We start from the raw sequence: 15,795 nt of genomic DNA on the forward strand, positions 1-15,795 counted from the left end.
ATCCTTCCATGACGTCCGATAGCGCCGCAGTCCCCAGGCCGACGTCCTCCGCGGAGCGGATCGACGCCATCGACGTGCTGCGGGGCATCGCCCTGTTCGGCGTCATGGCCATCAACCTCGTGATGGAATTTCGCGTTTCGATCTTCGACCAGTTTCTTGGCCCCAGGCTGCTGGCTTCGCCGATCGATCGCGCCATCGAAGCGATCCTGGCCCAGGCCGTCGAGCTCAAGGCGTTCGCGCTGTTTTCGCTGCTGTTCGGCGCAGGCCTTGCCATTCAGTTCGACCGGCTCGCAAACAGCGGGCGCCGCGCCGCGCTGCTCGTCCGCCGGCTCGCCGTGCTGCTGGTGTTCGGCGTCATTCATCTGTGCCTGATCTGGAACGGCGACATCCTCACCGAATATGCGCTTGCCGGGTTCATCGTGCTGCCGTTCCTGTTCGGTCCGCGCTGGCTGCTGACGCTCGCCGCGCTGGTGTCTCTCGCGCTGTATCTGGCGATGCAGGCCTTTCCGCCGGCGGGATTGTTTCCGAGCAGGGCCGCGATCTGGCAGGACGTCATGGACGCCAATCGCATCTATGCAACGGGCGGCTTCGTCGACGTGCTGGCGTTCCGTCTGCGCGAGATTCCCCTGATCGCCTCACTGCACGCCTTCGTCTTCCTGCGCACGATCGGGCTGTTTCTGGTCGGCGCGCTGGCATGGCGCAGCGGCATTGTGCAAAATACAAGCGGCCTGTTCGCCATCGCGCTCCCCGCGATCGGCCTCGGCGCTGGCCTGCTTTATCGCGGCATCGAGCCGCTCGGCACCATCCTGCTGGCGCTGGGCTATGGCGCCGCCATTCTCGGCATTGCCCATTTCGAGCGCGGCAAGAAGCTGCTCGGCTGGGCCGCGCCGTTGGGACGGATGGCCTTCACCAACTACGTCGCACAATCCATCATCTTCGGCTGGATCTTCTACGGCTACGGCCTCGGCCTGTTCGGCCGGCTCGGCATCACCCCGGCGCTTGCCATCGGCCTCATCGTCTACGCCGCACAGGTCCGCTTCAGCACATGGTGGCTGCACCACTACCGCTACGGCCCGCTCGAATGGCTATGGCGGTCGTTGATGTATGGGGAGCGGCAGCCGATGGTGGTGGCGGAGGCGGCGGTGGGGTGACAGAGCTCCCTCCGCCGTCATTGCGAGGAGCTCTTGCGACGAAGCAATCCAGACTGCCTCCGCGGAAAGACTCTGGATTGCTTCGCTGCGCTCGCAATGACGGAGTGTGTGGCGGCATCCCGCCAATTCCGAATCACCGTGCATCGCAGAGCAAGGTACCCGCAGCTGGCCCAACTCCCTCCACGGTCATTGCGAGGAGCTCTTGCGACGAAGCAATCCAGACTGTCGCTGCGGAGAGATTCTGGATTGCTTCGCTTCCGCCGTCGCTCTTCGAGCTATGGCGGACAAGGCGCTCGCAATGACGGAGTGGGTTGCACCAGCGAGGGCTACTCCGCCAGCGCTTTCATCTCCTTGTAGAGATCGGACTTGCCTTCGAACCCGATGCCCGGAAGGTCCGGCATGGTGATGTGGCCATTTTCGACGCGCACGCCATCCGGGAAGCCGCCATAGGGCTGGAACAGATCCGGGTAGCTCTCATTACCGCCCAAGCCTAAGCCGGCTGCGATGTTGAGCGACATCTGGTGGCCGCCGTGCGGGATGCAGCGGTTGGGGGACCAGCCGTGGGTTTTCAGCACGTCCAGCGTGCGCTGGTATTCGCAGAGACCATAGGACAGCGCGCAGTCGAATTGCAGCCAGTCGCGGTCGGGGCGCATGCCGCCGTAGCGGATCAGGTTGCGGGCGTCCTGGTGGCTGAAGAGATTCTCGCCTGTCGCCATCGGGCCGGGATAGAACTCGGCAAGTGCGGCCTGCAGCGCATAGTCGAGGGGATCGCCGACCTCCTCGTACCAGAACAGCGGATAATCGCGCAGCATCTTGGCGTAGGCGATGCCGGTCTCCAGACCGAAGCGGCCGTTGGCGTCGACGGCAAGCTGCGCGTCCTTGCCGATCTCCTTCAGCACCGCCTCGATGCGGGTGCGGTCTTCATCGATCGGCGCGCCGCCGATCTTCATCTTCACGACGTTGTAGCCGCGATCGAGATAGCCGCGCATCTCGCCGGGCAGCGCCGTGAGATCCTTGCCGGGATAATAATAGCCGCCGGCGGCGTAGACGAACACACGCGGATTGGCTGTGAGGCCGTGACGCTCAGCGAGCAAGCGAAACAGCGGTTTTCCTGCGATCTTCGCCACCGCATCCCACACCGCCATGTCGATGGTGCCGACCGCGACCGAGCGCTCGCCATGGCCGCCCGGCTTCTCGTTGGTCATCATCGCGCCCCAGACCTTGTCGGGGTCGAGATTGTCGCCGGCAGCGTTCAAGAGCGACTTCGGATCGGCCTCGGTGATACGCGAGGCAAAACGCTCGCGGATCAGGCCGCCCTGGCCATAGCGGCCGTTGGAGTTGAAGCCGTAGCCGACGACGCGTTTTCCCTCGCGCACCACATCGGTGACGACGGCAACGAGGCTCGTCGTCATCTTGGTGAAGTCGATATAGGCGTTGCGGATCGGGGACGAGATCGGCTTTGTGATCTCGCGGACGTCGACGATGCGGACGGACATGCGGGTTCCTTTCGTCATTGCGAGCGAAGCGAAGCAATCCAGTCTGCGACCTGCGGATAGATTCTGGATTGCTTCGTCGCAAGGGCTCCTCGCAATGACGAGGAGAGAGTGCGCGTTGCGCTTACTTCTTATCCCTGAAATACGGCTCCACCGGCCCGTGCACCTTGATGGTCAGCTGATTGCCGTAGCGGTCCTTGGCGTTGCCGGCGGCGACGCGGACCCAGCCTTCGCTGATGCAGTACTCCTCGACATTGGTCTTCTCGACACCCTTGAAGCGAATGCCGACGTCGCGCGACAGGATGTCGGCGTTGTAATAGGGGCTGTTCGGGTCGACCGACAGGCGGTCCGGAAATTCGTCGCTCATGATTGTCTCGCTCATAACAGGGTCTCGATCTTCTGCCGCAATCCTTCCGGCCGCGCGGTCGGCGCGTAGCGCGCGATCACCTGGCCGGCACGATCCACCAGGAATTTGGTGAAATTCCATTTGATGGAGGCGCCCAGCAGGCCGGATTGCTGGTGTTTCAGGTACTCATACAGGGGATGCGCGTGGGCACCGTTGACGTCGATCTTCTCGAACAAGGGAAAGGTGACGTCGTAATTGGTCGAGCAGAACGCCTGGATCTCGGCGGCCTGCCCCGGCTCCTGCGCGCCGAACTGGTTGCAGGGAAAGCCGAGCACCGAGAAGCCGCGCGGCGCCAGATCGCGGTGCAGATCCTCGAGGCCCCGATATTGCGGCGTGAAGCCGCATTTGCTTGCGGTGTTGACGATCAAGAGCACCTGCCCCTCGAACTGGCGCATCGGCACTTCATCGCCGAGAAGCGAATTGGCCTTGAAGTCGTAGATAACAGACATCGCTAACCCACGGGGTCGATCGGTGACGGCGGCACGCCGCCCGCCTCGATTGCTTCGCCGGCGAGCAGACACAGATCCTCGCGATAACGGCCGGAGACGATGTGCACGCCGACCGGCGTCTTGCCGACGAGGCCGGTCGAGACCACGAGGCCCGGCAGCCCCATGAAGGGCGTCGCGATCTGCGGCAGCTGCGCCTCCCAGACGCGCTCGAAGGAGGCGGCGTCCTTGCGGTCGAGATGATCGGGGAACGGCAGCTCGCCGGAGACCGGCGTCAGCACCACGGCATATTTTTCGAAGAACAGCATCCAGTCGCGGGTCAGCGTGGCGCGGCGGGTCAGCGCCTGCGCGTAGTTGGCCTGGTCCATCGGCGTGACCTTGGCGCGGTTGCCGCGCAGGCACGCCAGCGCGCCGGGATCGCCTTCGCGCTCGGCCATGTCCAGCTGCGCCTCGTAGCCGTCGCCGAGCCAGAGCTTGCGCTGCCACTCGACGGCTTCGCGCATCGGCGGGGTGTTCTCGATCACCTCCACAGTCCAGCCGGCACGCTCGAGGCGCTTGCCGGCGTCGGTCACGGCGGCCTTCACCTCTGGCGTGGTCGCGAGGCCGTCGGGGTTGAGGCAGAGCGCGGCGCGTTTCGGCACGGCCGGGCCTTCCAGCGGCGCCGGCACAAACCAGGGATCGCGCGCATCGCGGGCCGACATGGCAGCGAGCGAGATGCGCAGGTCATTCACGGTGCGCGCCAGCGGTCCCGACACCGCCATGATCTGCGGCCCGATCGGGCGCTCCGGCAGCGCCGGATTGAAGGCGGGGATGCGGCCCAGGGTCGGGCGCAGGCCGTGCACTCCGCAGGCATAGGCGGGATAGCGGATCGAGCCGGCGATGTCGGTGCCGTGAGCGATGTGGCCGATGCCGGCCGCAACCGCCGAGCCGGCGCCGCCGGACGAGCCGCCCGGGGTCAGCGACGCATCGCGCGGGTTCCTGGTGTCGCCATGGACCAGATTGGTGGTGAACCAGCGGTAGGAGAAGGCCGGGCAATTGGTACGCCCAAGGAGGATGGCGCCCGATTTGCGGAAATTGGCGACCACCGGATTGTCCTCGCGCGCGATCAGGTCGCGCTGCAGCCTGAGGCCGTTGGTGGTGGCAAAGCCCTCCTGGTCGACATTGGCCTTGATGGTGACGGGCACGCCGGCCAGTACGCCGGGGTTCTCGCCCCTGGCGATGGCGGCATCGACGGCGTCGGCCTGCTTGAGCACGTCCTCGGGCCGGTGGTCGATCACGGCGTTGAGCTTGGGATTGACGGCGTCCAGGCGGTCGAGGCCGGCCTTGGCCGCCTCCCGGGCGGACACCTTCTTGGATCTGACGAGGGTAGCGAGGTCGGCGGCCGACAGGCGCCAGAGATCTTGCATGATTTGCTCCGTGTAACCGGCTTCTTTTAGCGCCGGGAACGCGGCAAAGCCATGCGGATTTCGCAGGGATACTCCGTCATTGCGAGCGAAGCGAAGCAATCCAGAATCCCACCGCGGAGGCAGTCTGGATTGCTTCGTCGCATCAGCGCAAAATTGCTACGCAATTTTGTCGCGAGCTCCTCGCAATGACGTGGAGAGCGTAGCGGGGCCCCTAATGCCGCGTTGCGGACTCGTCCGGGATGTCCAGCAGCGCCTCGGTGAAGGGGAATTCCAGCACGATGTCGCCTTCGACGTCGGTGACCTCGATCACCGCCTCCATGAGCGCCGGCTGGGCGCCCTCGGATTTCACCACCTCCAGGATCATCTGGCGGGCGACCTCCCAGGCACGATCGGGGTTGCGCAGATCCTCGCCTTCGGGATCCACGATCAGTTCATCGCCGATACGGGTGTTGAAGAAATATTTGGGCATCACCGAATTCCACTTGGGTCGCCTGTACCGGATAGAAAAGCTGCACTGCACTCACAACTGCTTTATCAGGACAGGGTTCGCGACCGAATACGCCAGGCGCAAGGCTGCATCGGCAGAAACTGGCGTTCCACGTGCGCTTTTCGCAGCGCAACATGGCTTTCTCGGGAAAATTTCACTGGCGAACTTTTGTGCCCGCATTAACTTAGCTCTCGGGCGTACACGTCCGAAATCTCGAAAATGGAGAGCCAAAATGGCCTGGAAAGCCCCCAAGATCGTCGAAGTGCCGTGCGGCATGGAAATCAACATGTATGTGAGCGCCACCCGCAAATAAGCGGTTGGTGAGTACGCGTTCTGCGCAGGTGGGTCTGCCGGTCACGATCGGTTTCCGGATGATGGAAACTGTGTTGGCCTTAGGATCCACCTGGCGACGTTGCTTCCAGGAGACGGATCATGCTTCGCGTCGTCGTCCTGGGCGCCGGGGCCGGCGGCGGAGTCCCGCAATGGAATTGCGGTTGCGAGGGCTGCCGGGCAGCCCGTCACCACGGCCATGAGCTTTATCGAACCCAGGCCTCGGTTGCCTTCAGCGGCGACGGCGAGCACTGGTTCCTGATCAACGCCTCGCCCGACCTTCGCCAGCAATTGAATGCCACGCCGCAGCTGCATCCCAAGGCCGGCGCGCTGCGCCATACGCCTGTTGCAGGCGTGATCCTGACCAACAGCGAAGTCGATGCGGTCACCGGCCTGCTCTCGATGCGCGAGGGCTCGCCCTTCACGGTCTATGCGCATGAAAAGGTGCTGGCGATCCTTGCCAGCAACAGCATCTTCAACGTGCTGAACGAGACAAACGTCAGGCGCCAGCCGATCGGCATCAGCGAGCCGTTCGAGCCGCGGCTTACCGATGGTGCGCGCTCGGGGCTGGAGGTGCTGCCATTTGCGGTGCCGGGCAAGTCGGCCTGGTATCTCGAAGGCAAGGCGCATCCCGGCGGCGCGAGCGGCGACGGCGATACGCTGGGCCTGAAGATCACCGACAAGGCGACCGGCAAGTGCTTCTACTTCATCGCCGCCTGCGCCGAGGTCACCGATGCGCTGAAGGCCGAGATCGACGGCGCCGCGCTGGTGTTCTTCGACGGCACGGTCTGGCAGGATGACGAGATGATCAAGGCCGGGCTCGGCCACAAGACCGGCAAGAGCATGGGCCATGTCGCGATGTCCGGTCACGATGGCGCGATCGCGCGGCTCGCCGACCTCAATATCGACAGGAAGATGTTCCTGCATATCAATAATTCGAACCCGGCGCTGCTGCCCTCGTCCCCCGAGCGCAAGGCCGCTGAAGAAGCGGGCTGGCAGATACCCGCCGACGGAACGGAGATCGTGCTGTGAATGCCGCGTCCATGACTGGAATGACTGCGCTCTCGATCGGCAAGGACATCAGGCTCACCAGCGCCGAGGAGCTGGAGGCGACGCTGCGCCACATCGGCGCCACGCGCTATCACAGCCTGCATCCGTTCCATAAGCTGCTGCATGGCGGCAAGCTCAACAAGGGCCAGGTGCAGGCCTGGGCGCTGAACCGCTACTATTACCAGAGCACGATCCCGATCAAGGACGCGGTGGTGATCTCGCGCTTCCGCGACCGCGCCACGCGGCTGGAATGGCGCCACCGCATCGAGGACCATGATGGCGATGTCGGCTCTGAGGGCGGCATCGAGCGCTGGCTGAAGCTGACCGAAGGCCTCGGGCTCGACACGGCTTATGTGGAATCCACCGAAGGCATCTTGCCGGCGACGCGCTTCGCGGTGGAGGCTTATGTCCACTACTGCCGCGAAAAGAGCCCGCTGGAGGCGATCGCGTCCTCGCTCACCGAACTGTTCGCGCCGAACCTGCATGAAGAGCGCATCTCGGGCATGCTGGAGCATTACGACTTCGTCAATCCCGACATCATGAGCTACTTCAAGCGCCGCCTGGCGCAGGCGCCGCGCGATGCCGGCTTTGCGCTCGATTACGTCAAGGCGCATGCCACGACCCCGGAGCAGCGCGCGCTGGTGTGCAACGCGCTGATCTTCAAGACCAGCGTGCTATGGGTGCAACTGGACGCGCTCCAGCACGCCTATGTCGAGGGCAACATTCCGCCGGGCGCGTTCGTGCCCAAAGCGAGTTAGGGAACTAGAGCGATGGCCGGGCCGCGGAACATCAGCGTCAGCGAGGCAAGCCGCCCCGTGCTGCCGCGGCACGCCAAGCTGAAATATGACGACACGCGAAAGGTCTGGGTGATCCTGGCGCCGGAGCGCGTGCTGGCGCCTGACGAGATCGCGGTCGAGGTCTTGCAGCTCTGCGACGGCAAGCGCAATGTCGGCGACGTGTCCGATCAGCTGGCGGCGAAATACGCCGCACCGCGCGAGGCGATCCTCGCCGACGTCATCGTCATGCTGCAGGATCTCGCCGACAAGGGCTTCCTCACCGAGGCCCGGGAGAAGACGCCATGAGCGATGTGCTCCCGACCATCCCGCCTGACACAAGCGACAGCCTCGCGGTGCTGGAGAAGAGCCGCTCGACGGCGGAGACCTTTGGCATTCCGCTCGCCGTGCTGCTCGAGATCACCCATCGCTGCCCGCTGCAATGCCCCTATTGCTCTAACCCTGTCGAGCTCGACCGCTCCGGCAAGGAGCTGACGACGGACGAATGGAAGAAAGTGCTGAGCGAGCTCGCCGAGATCGGCGTGCTCCAGGTGCATTTCTCCGGCGGCGAGCCGACGGCGCGCAAGGACCTCGTCGAGTTGGTGAAGCACGCCAGCGACGTCGGCCTCTACACCAACCTCATCACCTCGGCCGTGCTGCTGACGCGCGAGAAGCTCAGCGACCTTGCGGACGCCGGGCTCTGCCATGTGCAGATCAGTTTCCAGGGCGTCGAAGACGGCCTCGCCGATCGCGTTGCCGGCTACAAGAACGGGCATCGCAAGAAGCTCGAGGTCGCGAAGTGGACCCGCGAGCTGGATCTGCCGCTGACCGTGAATGCGGTGATGCATCGGCAGAACCTGCACCAGCTCCCCGACATCATTCAGATGTCGATCGATCTCGACGCCGACCGGCTCGAGGTCGCCAACGTGCAGTATTACGGCTGGGCGCTGAAGAATCGCGCCGCGCTGATGCCGACAGTGGCGCAGCTCGACGAATGCACCCGTATCGTCGAGGAGGCGCGCGAGCGGCTGAAGGGGACACTGGCGATCGACTACGTCGTGCCGGATTATTACGCGCTGCGGCCGAAGAAGTGCATGGGCGGCTGGGGCCGGCAGTTCTTCAACATCTCGCCCGCCGGCAAGGTGCTGCCCTGCCACGCCGCCGAAAGCATCACCGGGCTCGATTTCGAGTCGGTGCGCTCGAACCATTCGATCGCCTGGATCTGGCAAAACTCCGACGCCTTCAACCGCTATCGCGGCACCGGCTGGATGAAGGAGCCGTGCAAGACCTGCGAATTCCGCGAGATCGATTTTGGCGGCTGCCGCTGCCAGGCCTTTGCGCTGACGGGTGACGCCGCCAACACCGATCCGGCCTGCGCGCTGTCGCCGCTGCACGAGACCATCTTCAAGCAGGCCGAGCGCGAGGCCGAGGGCGAAACCAACCGCTTCCTCTATCGCAATTTTGCCGGCGGCACTCTGGAATCCGGGAATGACGCCTGACGCCGACGCGGCCGCATCGGCCAGACGCGCCGATCCCTTTGCGCCACTGACCTCCGACATGCTCGACGTCGGCGACGGCCACGAGCTCTATGTCGAAAGCGTCGGCCGCGCCGACGGCATCCCCGCGATCTATCTGCATGGCGGTCCCGGCAGCGGCTGCCAGCCCGATCATCGCCGGCTTTTTGATCCCGAGCGTATGCAAGCGGTGCTGTTCGACCAGCGCGGCTGCGGCCGCAGCCGCCCGAAGGGATCGCGCGAGCACAACACGACCGCGCATCTGATCGCGGACATGGAAAAAATCCGCGAAAAATTCGGCTTCGACCGCTGGATGGTGGTCGGCGGCTCCTGGGGCGCGACGCTGGCGCTGGCTTATGCGCAGGCCCATCCCGAGCGCGTCTCCGGCATTGCGCTACGTGCGACCTTTCTGGGCACACAGGCAGAGGTCGAGACGGCCTTCACCTCGCGCCTGGCTCAATTCTATCCGGCGCTGCACGAGGATTTTCTGAGCGTGCTGCCGCCGGAGGAACGAGCGCAGCCGGTGGCAGCCTATTATCGCCGCATCCTCGACGCCGATCCGGCCGTGCATGGACCTGCCTCGCGCGCCTGGCACGACACCGAGCGCGCGCTGTCGGAGCACAAGCCGGCAAAGGCGCGGATCGACCTGGCGTCACTGAACGTCTGGCGCACATTGCCCGCGACACCGTTCATGGAAGCACATTACTTCATCAATGACAGCTTCATGGCTGAGAACCAGCTGTTGCGAAACGCGCCCCGGCTCGCCGGCATTCCCGGCATCATCGTGCAGGGCCGGTACGACCTGCTGTGCCCTCCTGAGACATCCCAAGCCCTCGCGAAAGTTTGGCCCGGTTCCGAGATTCGGATCGTGGAAGAAGCCGGACATTCGCTCTATGATGCCGGCGTGCGGGACGCGGTCATGAGGTCGATCGCCGATCTTGCGTCGAAGGCCGCGCGATAAACTCTATCCCTCATCCTGAGGAGCGCTCGAAGAGCGCGTCTCGAAGGATGAAGGCCGAGATGCAACAGCGGGGCCTTCATGGTTCGAGACGCCACTTCGTGGCTCCTCACCATGAGGGTCTATCAAGAAGGACAAGAAAATGCCGCTCGCCGGGACAGGCATGCTGCTGACGTCGATGAACATCGACGCAAGCGACGAAGCCGATTTCAATCGCTGGTACGATCGCGAGCATCTTGAAGAGCGCGTCGCGATCGAGGGGTTTCTGGAAGCGCGGCGCTATGTCGCGCACGCCGCCAATCCCAAATATCTCTCGCTGTATTCGACCGCGACGCTCGACGTGCTCGACAGTCCCGCCTACCGGGCGCGGCTCGCCAACCAGACCGAATGGTCGCGGCGAACCATGGCGCATTTCAAGAACATGCTGCGCGTGGTCGCGCGCATCACTATCAGCAAAGGCACCGGCCGCGGCGCGGCGCTCGGCCTGGTGCGGCTGCGCCCCAGCGCCGACAATGCCGGCGCATGGCGTGATGCACTGCAAGAAAAGCTGGCGCCCGGAGAGCGCGAGGGCATCATCTCGATGCATCTGCTCGAAAGCGAACCGGAATTGTCGGGCGCGACGGCGGACATTCCAGCGGTGCGCAACGAAGGCGCACGCGACTGGTTCGTGCTGATCGACGGCACACGTGTCGGCGCAGTCTCGGCTATCATCGCCGAGCGCTTCACCGGCCCTGCGGCCACACCCTTCCCGCTTCCCGTCTCCGTCGGCACTTACAGCCTGATGTGGGACCTCGCGAAGAGCGATATTGCTCACAGCTAAAGCGTCACCCGCATCGCAACATATTGCACCGCCGCATTAGTTGCGCGCGGCCGTTAATGCTGTGCACGCGCAGCTCCCATGAAAGCCGGTGATCACCCAAATTTGCCGTTGTACTTGGGAACGGTTCTAATAAGCTAACCCAATGACGTCATTCAGAAACCAGATCGCGGCGCGTTAAGCGTTCGACAAGCTCAAGAAAAGGCCGCCGGGTCTTTGAGCCTGCGCGGACAGGGTAGGAATGAAACCGACCGATATCGCGGCCCCCGACTACTTTCACAAAGTGGTCGATTGCCAGTGGGCCTGTCCTGCGCACACCCCGGTTCCCGAATACATCCGATTGATCGCACAAGGCCGCTACAGCGACGCCTACATGATCAATTGGAAATCGAACGTGTTTCCCGGAATCCTGGGACGCACCTGCGATCGTCCCTGCGAGCCGGCGTGCCGCCGCGGACGCGTCGAAGAAACGCCGGTGGCGATCTGTCGCCTCAAGCGCGTCGCTGCCGACTTCAAGGATGACATCACGCACCGTCTGCCGCGCCCTTCCGCGAAGAACGGCAAGCGCGTTGCGTTCGTCGGAGGTGGCCCGGCCTCGCTGACGGTGGCGCGCGATCTCGCGCCGCTCGGCTATCACTGCACCGTGTTCGACGGCGACCCGGAAGCCGGCGGCATGATGCGGACGCAGATCCCGAAATTCCGCCTGCCCAATTCGGTCATCGACGAGGAGACCGGCTACATCCTCAATCTCGGTGTCGACTTCAAAGGCGGTCACCGCATCGAGAGCATGAAGGCGCTGCTCGCCGAGAAATACGACGCGATCTTCGTCGGCTCCGGCGCGCCGCGCGGCCGCGAGTTGGACATCCCCGGCCGGAAAGAGGCCGCAGCGCACGTCCATATCGGCATCGACTGGCTGTCCTCGGTCTCGTTCGGCCACACCGACAAGATCGGCAAGCGCGTGATCGTGCTCGGCGGCGGCAACACCGCGATGGATTGCTGCCGCACCGCGCGCCGCCTCGGCGGCGAGGACGTCAAGGTGATCGTGCGCTCCGGCTTCGAGGAGATGAAGGCCTCGCCCTGGGAGAAGGAAGACGCGATCCACGAGGACATTCCGATCCTCAACTTCCTCGTCCCGGTCTCCTTCATCCACGACAATGGCAAGCTCACCGGCGTCACCTTCCAGAAGGTGAAGGCCGAATACGATGCCAAGGGTCGCCGCAACCTCGTGCCGTCGGGCGAGCCCGACCAGACCATTGAGTGTGACGACGTGCTGGTCGCGGTCGGCCAGGAGAACGCCTTCCCCTGGATCGAGCAGGATTGCGGCATCGAGTTCGACAAATGGCACATGCCAAAGGTCGATCCCAAGACCTTCGTCTCGACTAACCCGAAAGTGTTCTTCGGCGGCGACGCCGCGTTCGGGCCCAAGAACATCATCTGGGCGGTGGCGCAGGGGCACGACGCCGCACTGTCGATCCACAAGATGCTGTCGGGCGAGGACATCACCGAACGGCCGCTGCCGGAGGTGCACGTTTCCTCGCAGAAGATGGGCATCCACGAATGGAGCTATGACAACGACATCTCCAACGACAAGCGCTTCAAGGTGCCGCATCGCGACAAGGTGATTGCGCTGAAGGACATCCGCACCGAGGTCGAGCTCGGCTACGACGTCAAGCTGGCGCTCGGCGAGGCGCATCGCTGCCTGAATTGCGACGTGCAGACGGTGTTCTCGACTTCGCTCTGCATCGAGTGCGACGCCTGCGTCGATATCTGTCCGATGGACTGCATCACCTTCACGGAGAATGGCGAGGAAACCGATCTACGGCAGCGCCTGAAGGCGCCCTCGCCGCATCCGGACCAGGATCTCTACGTGTCCAGCGACCTCAAGACCGGGCGCGTGATGGTCAAGGACGAGGATGTCTGCCTGCATTGCGGGCTGTGCGCCGAGCGCTGTCCCACTGGAGCCTGGGACATGCAGAAATATTTGATCGATATGACTCAAGCGGGTTCGACATGTCCGACAAAAAGCCGATCAGCAGCGTAAACGACTTCGTCGTCCGCTTCGCCAACGTCAACGGCTCCGGTTCGGCCAGCGCCAACGAGATGTTCGCGCGCGCGATCCTGCGCCATGGCGTGCCGGTGTCCCCGCGCAACATCTTCCCCTCCAACATCCAGGGCCTGCCGACCTGGTACGAGGTGCGCGTCACCGAAGCCGGCCATCTCGGCGCCCGTGGCGGCGTCGACATGATGGTGGCGATGAACCCGCAGACCTGGGACAAGGACGTCGCCGGCATCGAGCCCGGCGGCTATCTGTTCTACGATTCCACCAAGCCGATGCCGTCGACCAAATTCCGCGACGACATCACCGTGATCGGCGTGCCGCTCACCGCGATCACCAACTCGACCTACACCGATCCGCGCCAGCGCCAGCTGTTCAAGAACATCATCTATTTAGGCAGCCTCTCGGCGCTTCTCGACATGGACCCAAAGCTGATCGAGCAGCTGATCGGCGAGCAGTACAAAGGCAAGGAGAAGCTCTTGTCCTCCAACGTCCATGCGCTGCATTTAGGCCGCGACTGGGCGCTGCAAAACCTGAAATGCCCGATCGGGCTGCGGGTGAAGAAGTCCGACAAGGTCGGCGACCGCATCTTCATCGAGGGCAACAGTGCCGCGGCGCTCGGCGCCGTCTATGGCGGCGCGACTGTCTGCGCCTGGTATCCGATCACGCCGTCTTCGTCGGTGGCGGAGGCCTTCACCGCTCACTGCAAGAAGTTCCGGCACGATCCCGAAACCGGCAAGGCGAAATACGCCATCGTGCAGGGCGAGGACGAGCTGGCCTCGATCGGCATCGTGATCGGGGCCTCCTGGAACGGCGCCCGCGCCTTCACCGCGACCTCCGGCCCCGGCATCTCCCTGATGACCGAGTTCATCGGCCTGTCCTACTTTGCCGAGATTCCGGCCGTGATCATGAACATCCAGCGCGCCGGCCCCTCCACGGGCATGCCGACCCGCACCCAGCAATGCGACATCATCGCCTGCGCCTATGCTTCGCACGGCGACACCAAGCATGTGCTGCTGTTCCCGGAAGATCCGGCCGAGGCCTTCGAGTTCGCGGCCGCCGCCTTCGATCTGGCCGAACGGCTGCAGACCACGATCTTCCTGATGCTCGATCTCGACATCGGCATGAACCACCGGCTCTGCCGTCCCTTGAAGTGGGACGATTCCAAGCAATATGACCGCGGCAAGGTGATGACCACGGAAATGCTGGAAGAGGGCCGCGACTTCGGCCGCTACCTCGACGTCGACGGCGACGGCATCCCCTACCGCACCTATCCCGGTACCCATCCGACCAAGGGCTCCTATTTTACCCGCGGCACGTCGCGTGATCGCTATGCGCGTTACTCCGAGGAAGGCTCGGTTTATGCGGACAACATGCAGCGGCTCGTACGCAAGTTCGAGACGGCGCAGGACCTGGTGCCGCGGCCGCTGCAAGCCAATGCGGAACGGCCGACCAAATATGGCGTGATCTATTTCGGCTCGACCTCGCCGGCGATGGACGAAGCAATCGGGATGCTCGAGGCGCGCGGGCATCAGCTCGACCGCCTGCGCATCCGCGCCTTCCCGTTCCATTCGAGCGTGGCGAGCTTCCTTGCCGAGCACGATTTCGTTTACGTGGTCGAGCAGAACCGCGACAGCCAGCTCCGTCAGCTCATCGTCAACGAGAACGGTATCGATCCCGTTCGCCTCGTGCCGATCGTGCATTACGACGGCTCACCGATCACCGCCCGCTACATCGCAAAAGCCATTGGCGACCACCAGGATCACCTCAAGGTGACCCCGCTCCGCAAGGCCGTATCATGACCTATATTGCAAAGCCGAAATTTCATCATCCCGGGCTGAAGAAGAACGAGCTCGGCTACACCCATCGCGACTACGAAGGTAAAATCTCGACGCTGTGCGCGGGCTGCGGCCATGACTCGATCACGGCCTCGATCATCGAGGCCTGCTACGAGCTCTCGATCGAGCCGCACCGGGTCGCAAAAATCTCCGGCATCGGCTGTTCGTCGAAGACACCGGATTATTTCCTCGGCAATTCGCACGGCTTCAACTCCGTGCACGGCCGTATGCCCAGCGTGCTGACCGGCGCCAATCTCGCCAATCGCGATCTGATCTATCTCGGCGTCTCCGGCGACGGCGATTCCGCCTCGATCGGCTTCGGCCAGTTCGCGCATTCGATCCGGCGCGGCGTCAACATGACCTATATCGTCGAGAACAACGGGGTCTACGGCCTGACCAAGGGCCAGTTCTCGGCCACCGCCGACCGCGGCTCGAAGTCGAAGAAGGGCGTCACCAACACCGACAACGCCATCGACCTCGTCGCGATCGCGCTGCAGCTCGGTGCGACCTTCGTGGCGCGCTCGTTCTCCGGCGACAAGGCCCAGCTCGTGCCGCTGATCGCGGCTGCGATCGGCCACAAGGGCGCGTCCTTCATCGACGTCATCAGCCCCTGCATCGCCTTCAACAACCATGCCGGCTCGACCAAGAGCTTTGACTATGTCCGCGAGCACAATGACGCCGTGAACCGGCTCGACGTGCTGGTCGGCCGCGATCCCATCGCGGTGGACTATGCGCCGGGCACGGTGCAGGTGGTCGAGCAGCATGACGGCAGCAAGATCGCGCTGCGCAAGATCGATGCCGATTACGATCCGCATGACCGGTTAGGGGCCCAGACGTTCCTCGCGCGGCACGCCGCCAAGGGCCAGATCGTCACCGGGCTGCTTTACGTCGATCCCGACGCGGAAGATCTGCACAGCCATCTCAACACAGTCGAGACGCCGCTCAACACGCTGGAGGCGGATACGCTCTGCCCAGGCTCGGCGGCGCTGGACAAGTTCAACGCCAGTTTGCGTTAGAAACCGGCGTCGCGATTCCGAGGCGCGTTCGTCCCCGAGCGCGCCTTAGCCTTT

General features: G+C 63.9%; 16 protein-coding genes. 11 read left to right on the top strand and 5 right to left on the bottom strand.

Annotated features, from left to right (window positions below; translation table 11 throughout):
• Positions 1-8 precede the first annotated feature (8 nt).
• Positions 9-1,151: a DUF418 domain-containing protein gene (locus FXB40_RS14080; protein ID WP_148772790.1), complete on the top strand. Its 1,143-nt coding sequence runs from the start codon at positions 9-11 to the stop codon at positions 1,149-1,151.
• Positions 1,152-1,477: 326 nt separating this feature from the next.
• Here FXB40_RS14080 and tarD read toward each other — a convergent pair whose 3' ends face one another.
• The 5 genes from tarD to FXB40_RS14110 all read right to left on the bottom strand — a co-directional run bounded on the left by tarD (position 1,478) and on the right by FXB40_RS14110 (position 5,371).
• Entirely contained in the window at positions 1,478-2,647 is a 1,170-nt protein-coding gene (gene tarD, locus FXB40_RS14090) for a D(-)-tartrate dehydratase (protein WP_148772792.1), read from the bottom strand.
• A gap of 121 nt (positions 2,648-2,768) precedes the next feature.
• The gene (locus tag FXB40_RS14095) at positions 2,769-3,026 is read right to left on the bottom strand and encodes a DUF3297 family protein (protein ID WP_027529356.1); all 258 of its coding nucleotides are present in this window, start codon (positions 3,024-3,026) and stop codon (positions 2,769-2,771) included.
• Entirely contained in the window at positions 3,023-3,499 is a 477-nt protein-coding gene (locus FXB40_RS14100) for a glutathione peroxidase (protein WP_148772793.1), read from the bottom strand. The genes FXB40_RS14095 and FXB40_RS14100 overlap by 4 nt, the downstream gene beginning before the upstream one ends.
• 2 nt (positions 3,500-3,501) lie before the next feature.
• Complete coding sequence (locus tag FXB40_RS14105) at positions 3,502-4,902, bottom strand: amidase family protein (protein WP_148772794.1); 1,401 nt, start codon at positions 4,900-4,902, stop codon at positions 3,502-3,504.
• Between the two features lie 211 nt (positions 4,903-5,113).
• A complete protein-coding gene (locus FXB40_RS14110) occupies positions 5,114-5,371 on the bottom strand; it encodes a DUF6894 family protein (protein ID WP_187436869.1) in 258 nt (85 codons plus the stop codon).
• Between the two features lie 250 nt (positions 5,372-5,621).
• Here FXB40_RS14110 and pqqA point away from each other — a divergent pair, with 250 nt between their 5' ends.
• The 10 genes from pqqA (at position 5,622) to FXB40_RS14160 (ending at position 15,741) form a co-directional block, all read left to right on the top strand.
• Entirely contained in the window at positions 5,622-5,702 is an 81-nt protein-coding gene (pqqA, locus tag FXB40_RS14115) for a pyrroloquinoline quinone precursor peptide PqqA (protein WP_007595659.1), read from the top strand.
• A gap of 119 nt (positions 5,703-5,821) precedes the next feature.
• Positions 5,822-6,751, top strand: coding sequence for a pyrroloquinoline quinone biosynthesis protein PqqB (pqqB, locus tag FXB40_RS14120; RefSeq protein WP_148772796.1), 930 nt, complete (start codon positions 5,822-5,824; stop codon positions 6,749-6,751).
• The gene (gene pqqC, locus FXB40_RS14125; protein WP_148772797.1) at positions 6,748-7,527 is read left to right on the top strand and encodes a pyrroloquinoline-quinone synthase PqqC; all 780 of its coding nucleotides are present in this window, start codon (positions 6,748-6,750) and stop codon (positions 7,525-7,527) included. Before pqqB ends, pqqC begins: the two co-directional genes overlap by 4 nt.
• A gap of 12 nt (positions 7,528-7,539) precedes the next feature.
• Positions 7,540-7,851 (top strand): pyrroloquinoline quinone biosynthesis peptide chaperone PqqD, encoded by a 312-nt coding sequence (pqqD, locus tag FXB40_RS14130; protein ID WP_148772798.1) that lies wholly within the window; start codon positions 7,540-7,542, stop codon positions 7,849-7,851.
• Positions 7,848-9,041: a pyrroloquinoline quinone biosynthesis protein PqqE gene (gene pqqE / locus FXB40_RS14135; protein ID WP_148772799.1), complete on the top strand. Its 1,194-nt coding sequence runs from the start codon at positions 7,848-7,850 to the stop codon at positions 9,039-9,041. The genes pqqD and pqqE overlap by 4 nt, the downstream gene beginning before the upstream one ends.
• Complete coding sequence (gene pip, locus FXB40_RS14140) at positions 9,031-10,017, top strand: prolyl aminopeptidase (protein WP_148772800.1); 987 nt, start codon at positions 9,031-9,033, stop codon at positions 10,015-10,017. Before pqqE ends, pip begins: the two co-directional genes overlap by 11 nt.
• 139 nt (positions 10,018-10,156) lie before the next feature.
• Positions 10,157-10,834: a DUF4286 family protein gene (locus tag FXB40_RS14145; protein ID WP_148772801.1), complete on the top strand. Its 678-nt coding sequence runs from the start codon at positions 10,157-10,159 to the stop codon at positions 10,832-10,834.
• 238 nt (positions 10,835-11,072) lie between these two features.
• Positions 11,073-12,872, top strand: coding sequence for an FAD-dependent oxidoreductase (locus FXB40_RS14150; protein ID WP_148772802.1), 1,800 nt, complete (start codon positions 11,073-11,075; stop codon positions 12,870-12,872).
• A complete protein-coding gene (locus FXB40_RS14155; RefSeq protein ID WP_187436870.1) occupies positions 12,842-14,689 on the top strand; it encodes a 2-oxoacid:acceptor oxidoreductase subunit alpha in 1,848 nt (615 codons plus the stop codon). The genes FXB40_RS14150 and FXB40_RS14155 overlap by 31 nt, the downstream gene beginning before the upstream one ends.
• Positions 14,686-15,741 carry a 2-oxoacid:ferredoxin oxidoreductase subunit beta gene (locus tag FXB40_RS14160; RefSeq protein WP_148772803.1) on the top strand — a complete coding sequence of 352 codons (1,056 nt, stop codon included), beginning with the start codon at positions 14,686-14,688 and terminating at the stop codon, positions 15,739-15,741. The genes FXB40_RS14155 and FXB40_RS14160 overlap by 4 nt, the downstream gene beginning before the upstream one ends.
• Positions 15,742-15,795: the final 54 nt, after the last annotated feature.

Origin of the sequence: Bradyrhizobium rifense, from assembly GCF_008123425.1 — a bacterium.
Classification (GTDB): Bacteria; Pseudomonadota; Alphaproteobacteria; order Rhizobiales; family Xanthobacteraceae; genus Bradyrhizobium; species Bradyrhizobium rifense.

Coding starts and splice junctions, on each gene's coding strand:
- FXB40_RS14100 (WP_148772793.1), bottom strand. CDS start 3,499: ATGTCTGTTATCTACGACTTCAAGGCCAATTCGCTTCTCGGCGATGAA.
- FXB40_RS14145 (WP_148772801.1), top strand. CDS start 10,157: ATGCCGCTCGCCGGGACAGGCATGCTGCTGACGTCGATGAACATCGAC.
- pqqD (WP_148772798.1), top strand. CDS start 7,540: ATGGCCGGGCCGCGGAACATCAGCGTCAGCGAGGCAAGCCGCCCCGTG.
- FXB40_RS14150 (WP_148772802.1), top strand. CDS start 11,073: ATGAAACCGACCGATATCGCGGCCCCCGACTACTTTCACAAAGTGGTC.
- pip (WP_148772800.1), top strand. CDS start 9,031: ATGACGCCTGACGCCGACGCGGCCGCATCGGCCAGACGCGCCGATCCC.
- pqqA (WP_007595659.1), top strand. CDS start 5,622: ATGGCCTGGAAAGCCCCCAAGATCGTCGAAGTGCCGTGCGGCATGGAA.
- FXB40_RS14095 (WP_027529356.1), bottom strand. CDS start 3,026: ATGAGCGAGACAATCATGAGCGACGAATTTCCGGACCGCCTGTCGGTC.
- FXB40_RS14155 (WP_187436870.1), top strand. CDS start 12,842: ATGTCCGACAAAAAGCCGATCAGCAGCGTAAACGACTTCGTCGTCCGC.
- FXB40_RS14105 (WP_148772794.1), bottom strand. CDS start 4,902: ATGCAAGATCTCTGGCGCCTGTCGGCCGCCGACCTCGCTACCCTCGTC.
- tarD (WP_148772792.1), bottom strand. CDS start 2,647: ATGTCCGTCCGCATCGTCGACGTCCGCGAGATCACAAAGCCGATCTCG.
- FXB40_RS14160 (WP_148772803.1), top strand. CDS start 14,686: ATGACCTATATTGCAAAGCCGAAATTTCATCATCCCGGGCTGAAGAAG.
- pqqB (WP_148772796.1), top strand. CDS start 5,822: ATGCTTCGCGTCGTCGTCCTGGGCGCCGGGGCCGGCGGCGGAGTCCCG.
- FXB40_RS14080 (WP_148772790.1), top strand. CDS start 9: ATGACGTCCGATAGCGCCGCAGTCCCCAGGCCGACGTCCTCCGCGGAG.
- FXB40_RS14110 (WP_187436869.1), bottom strand. CDS start 5,371: ATGCCCAAATATTTCTTCAACACCCGTATCGGCGATGAACTGATCGTG.
- pqqE (WP_148772799.1), top strand. CDS start 7,848: ATGAGCGATGTGCTCCCGACCATCCCGCCTGACACAAGCGACAGCCTC.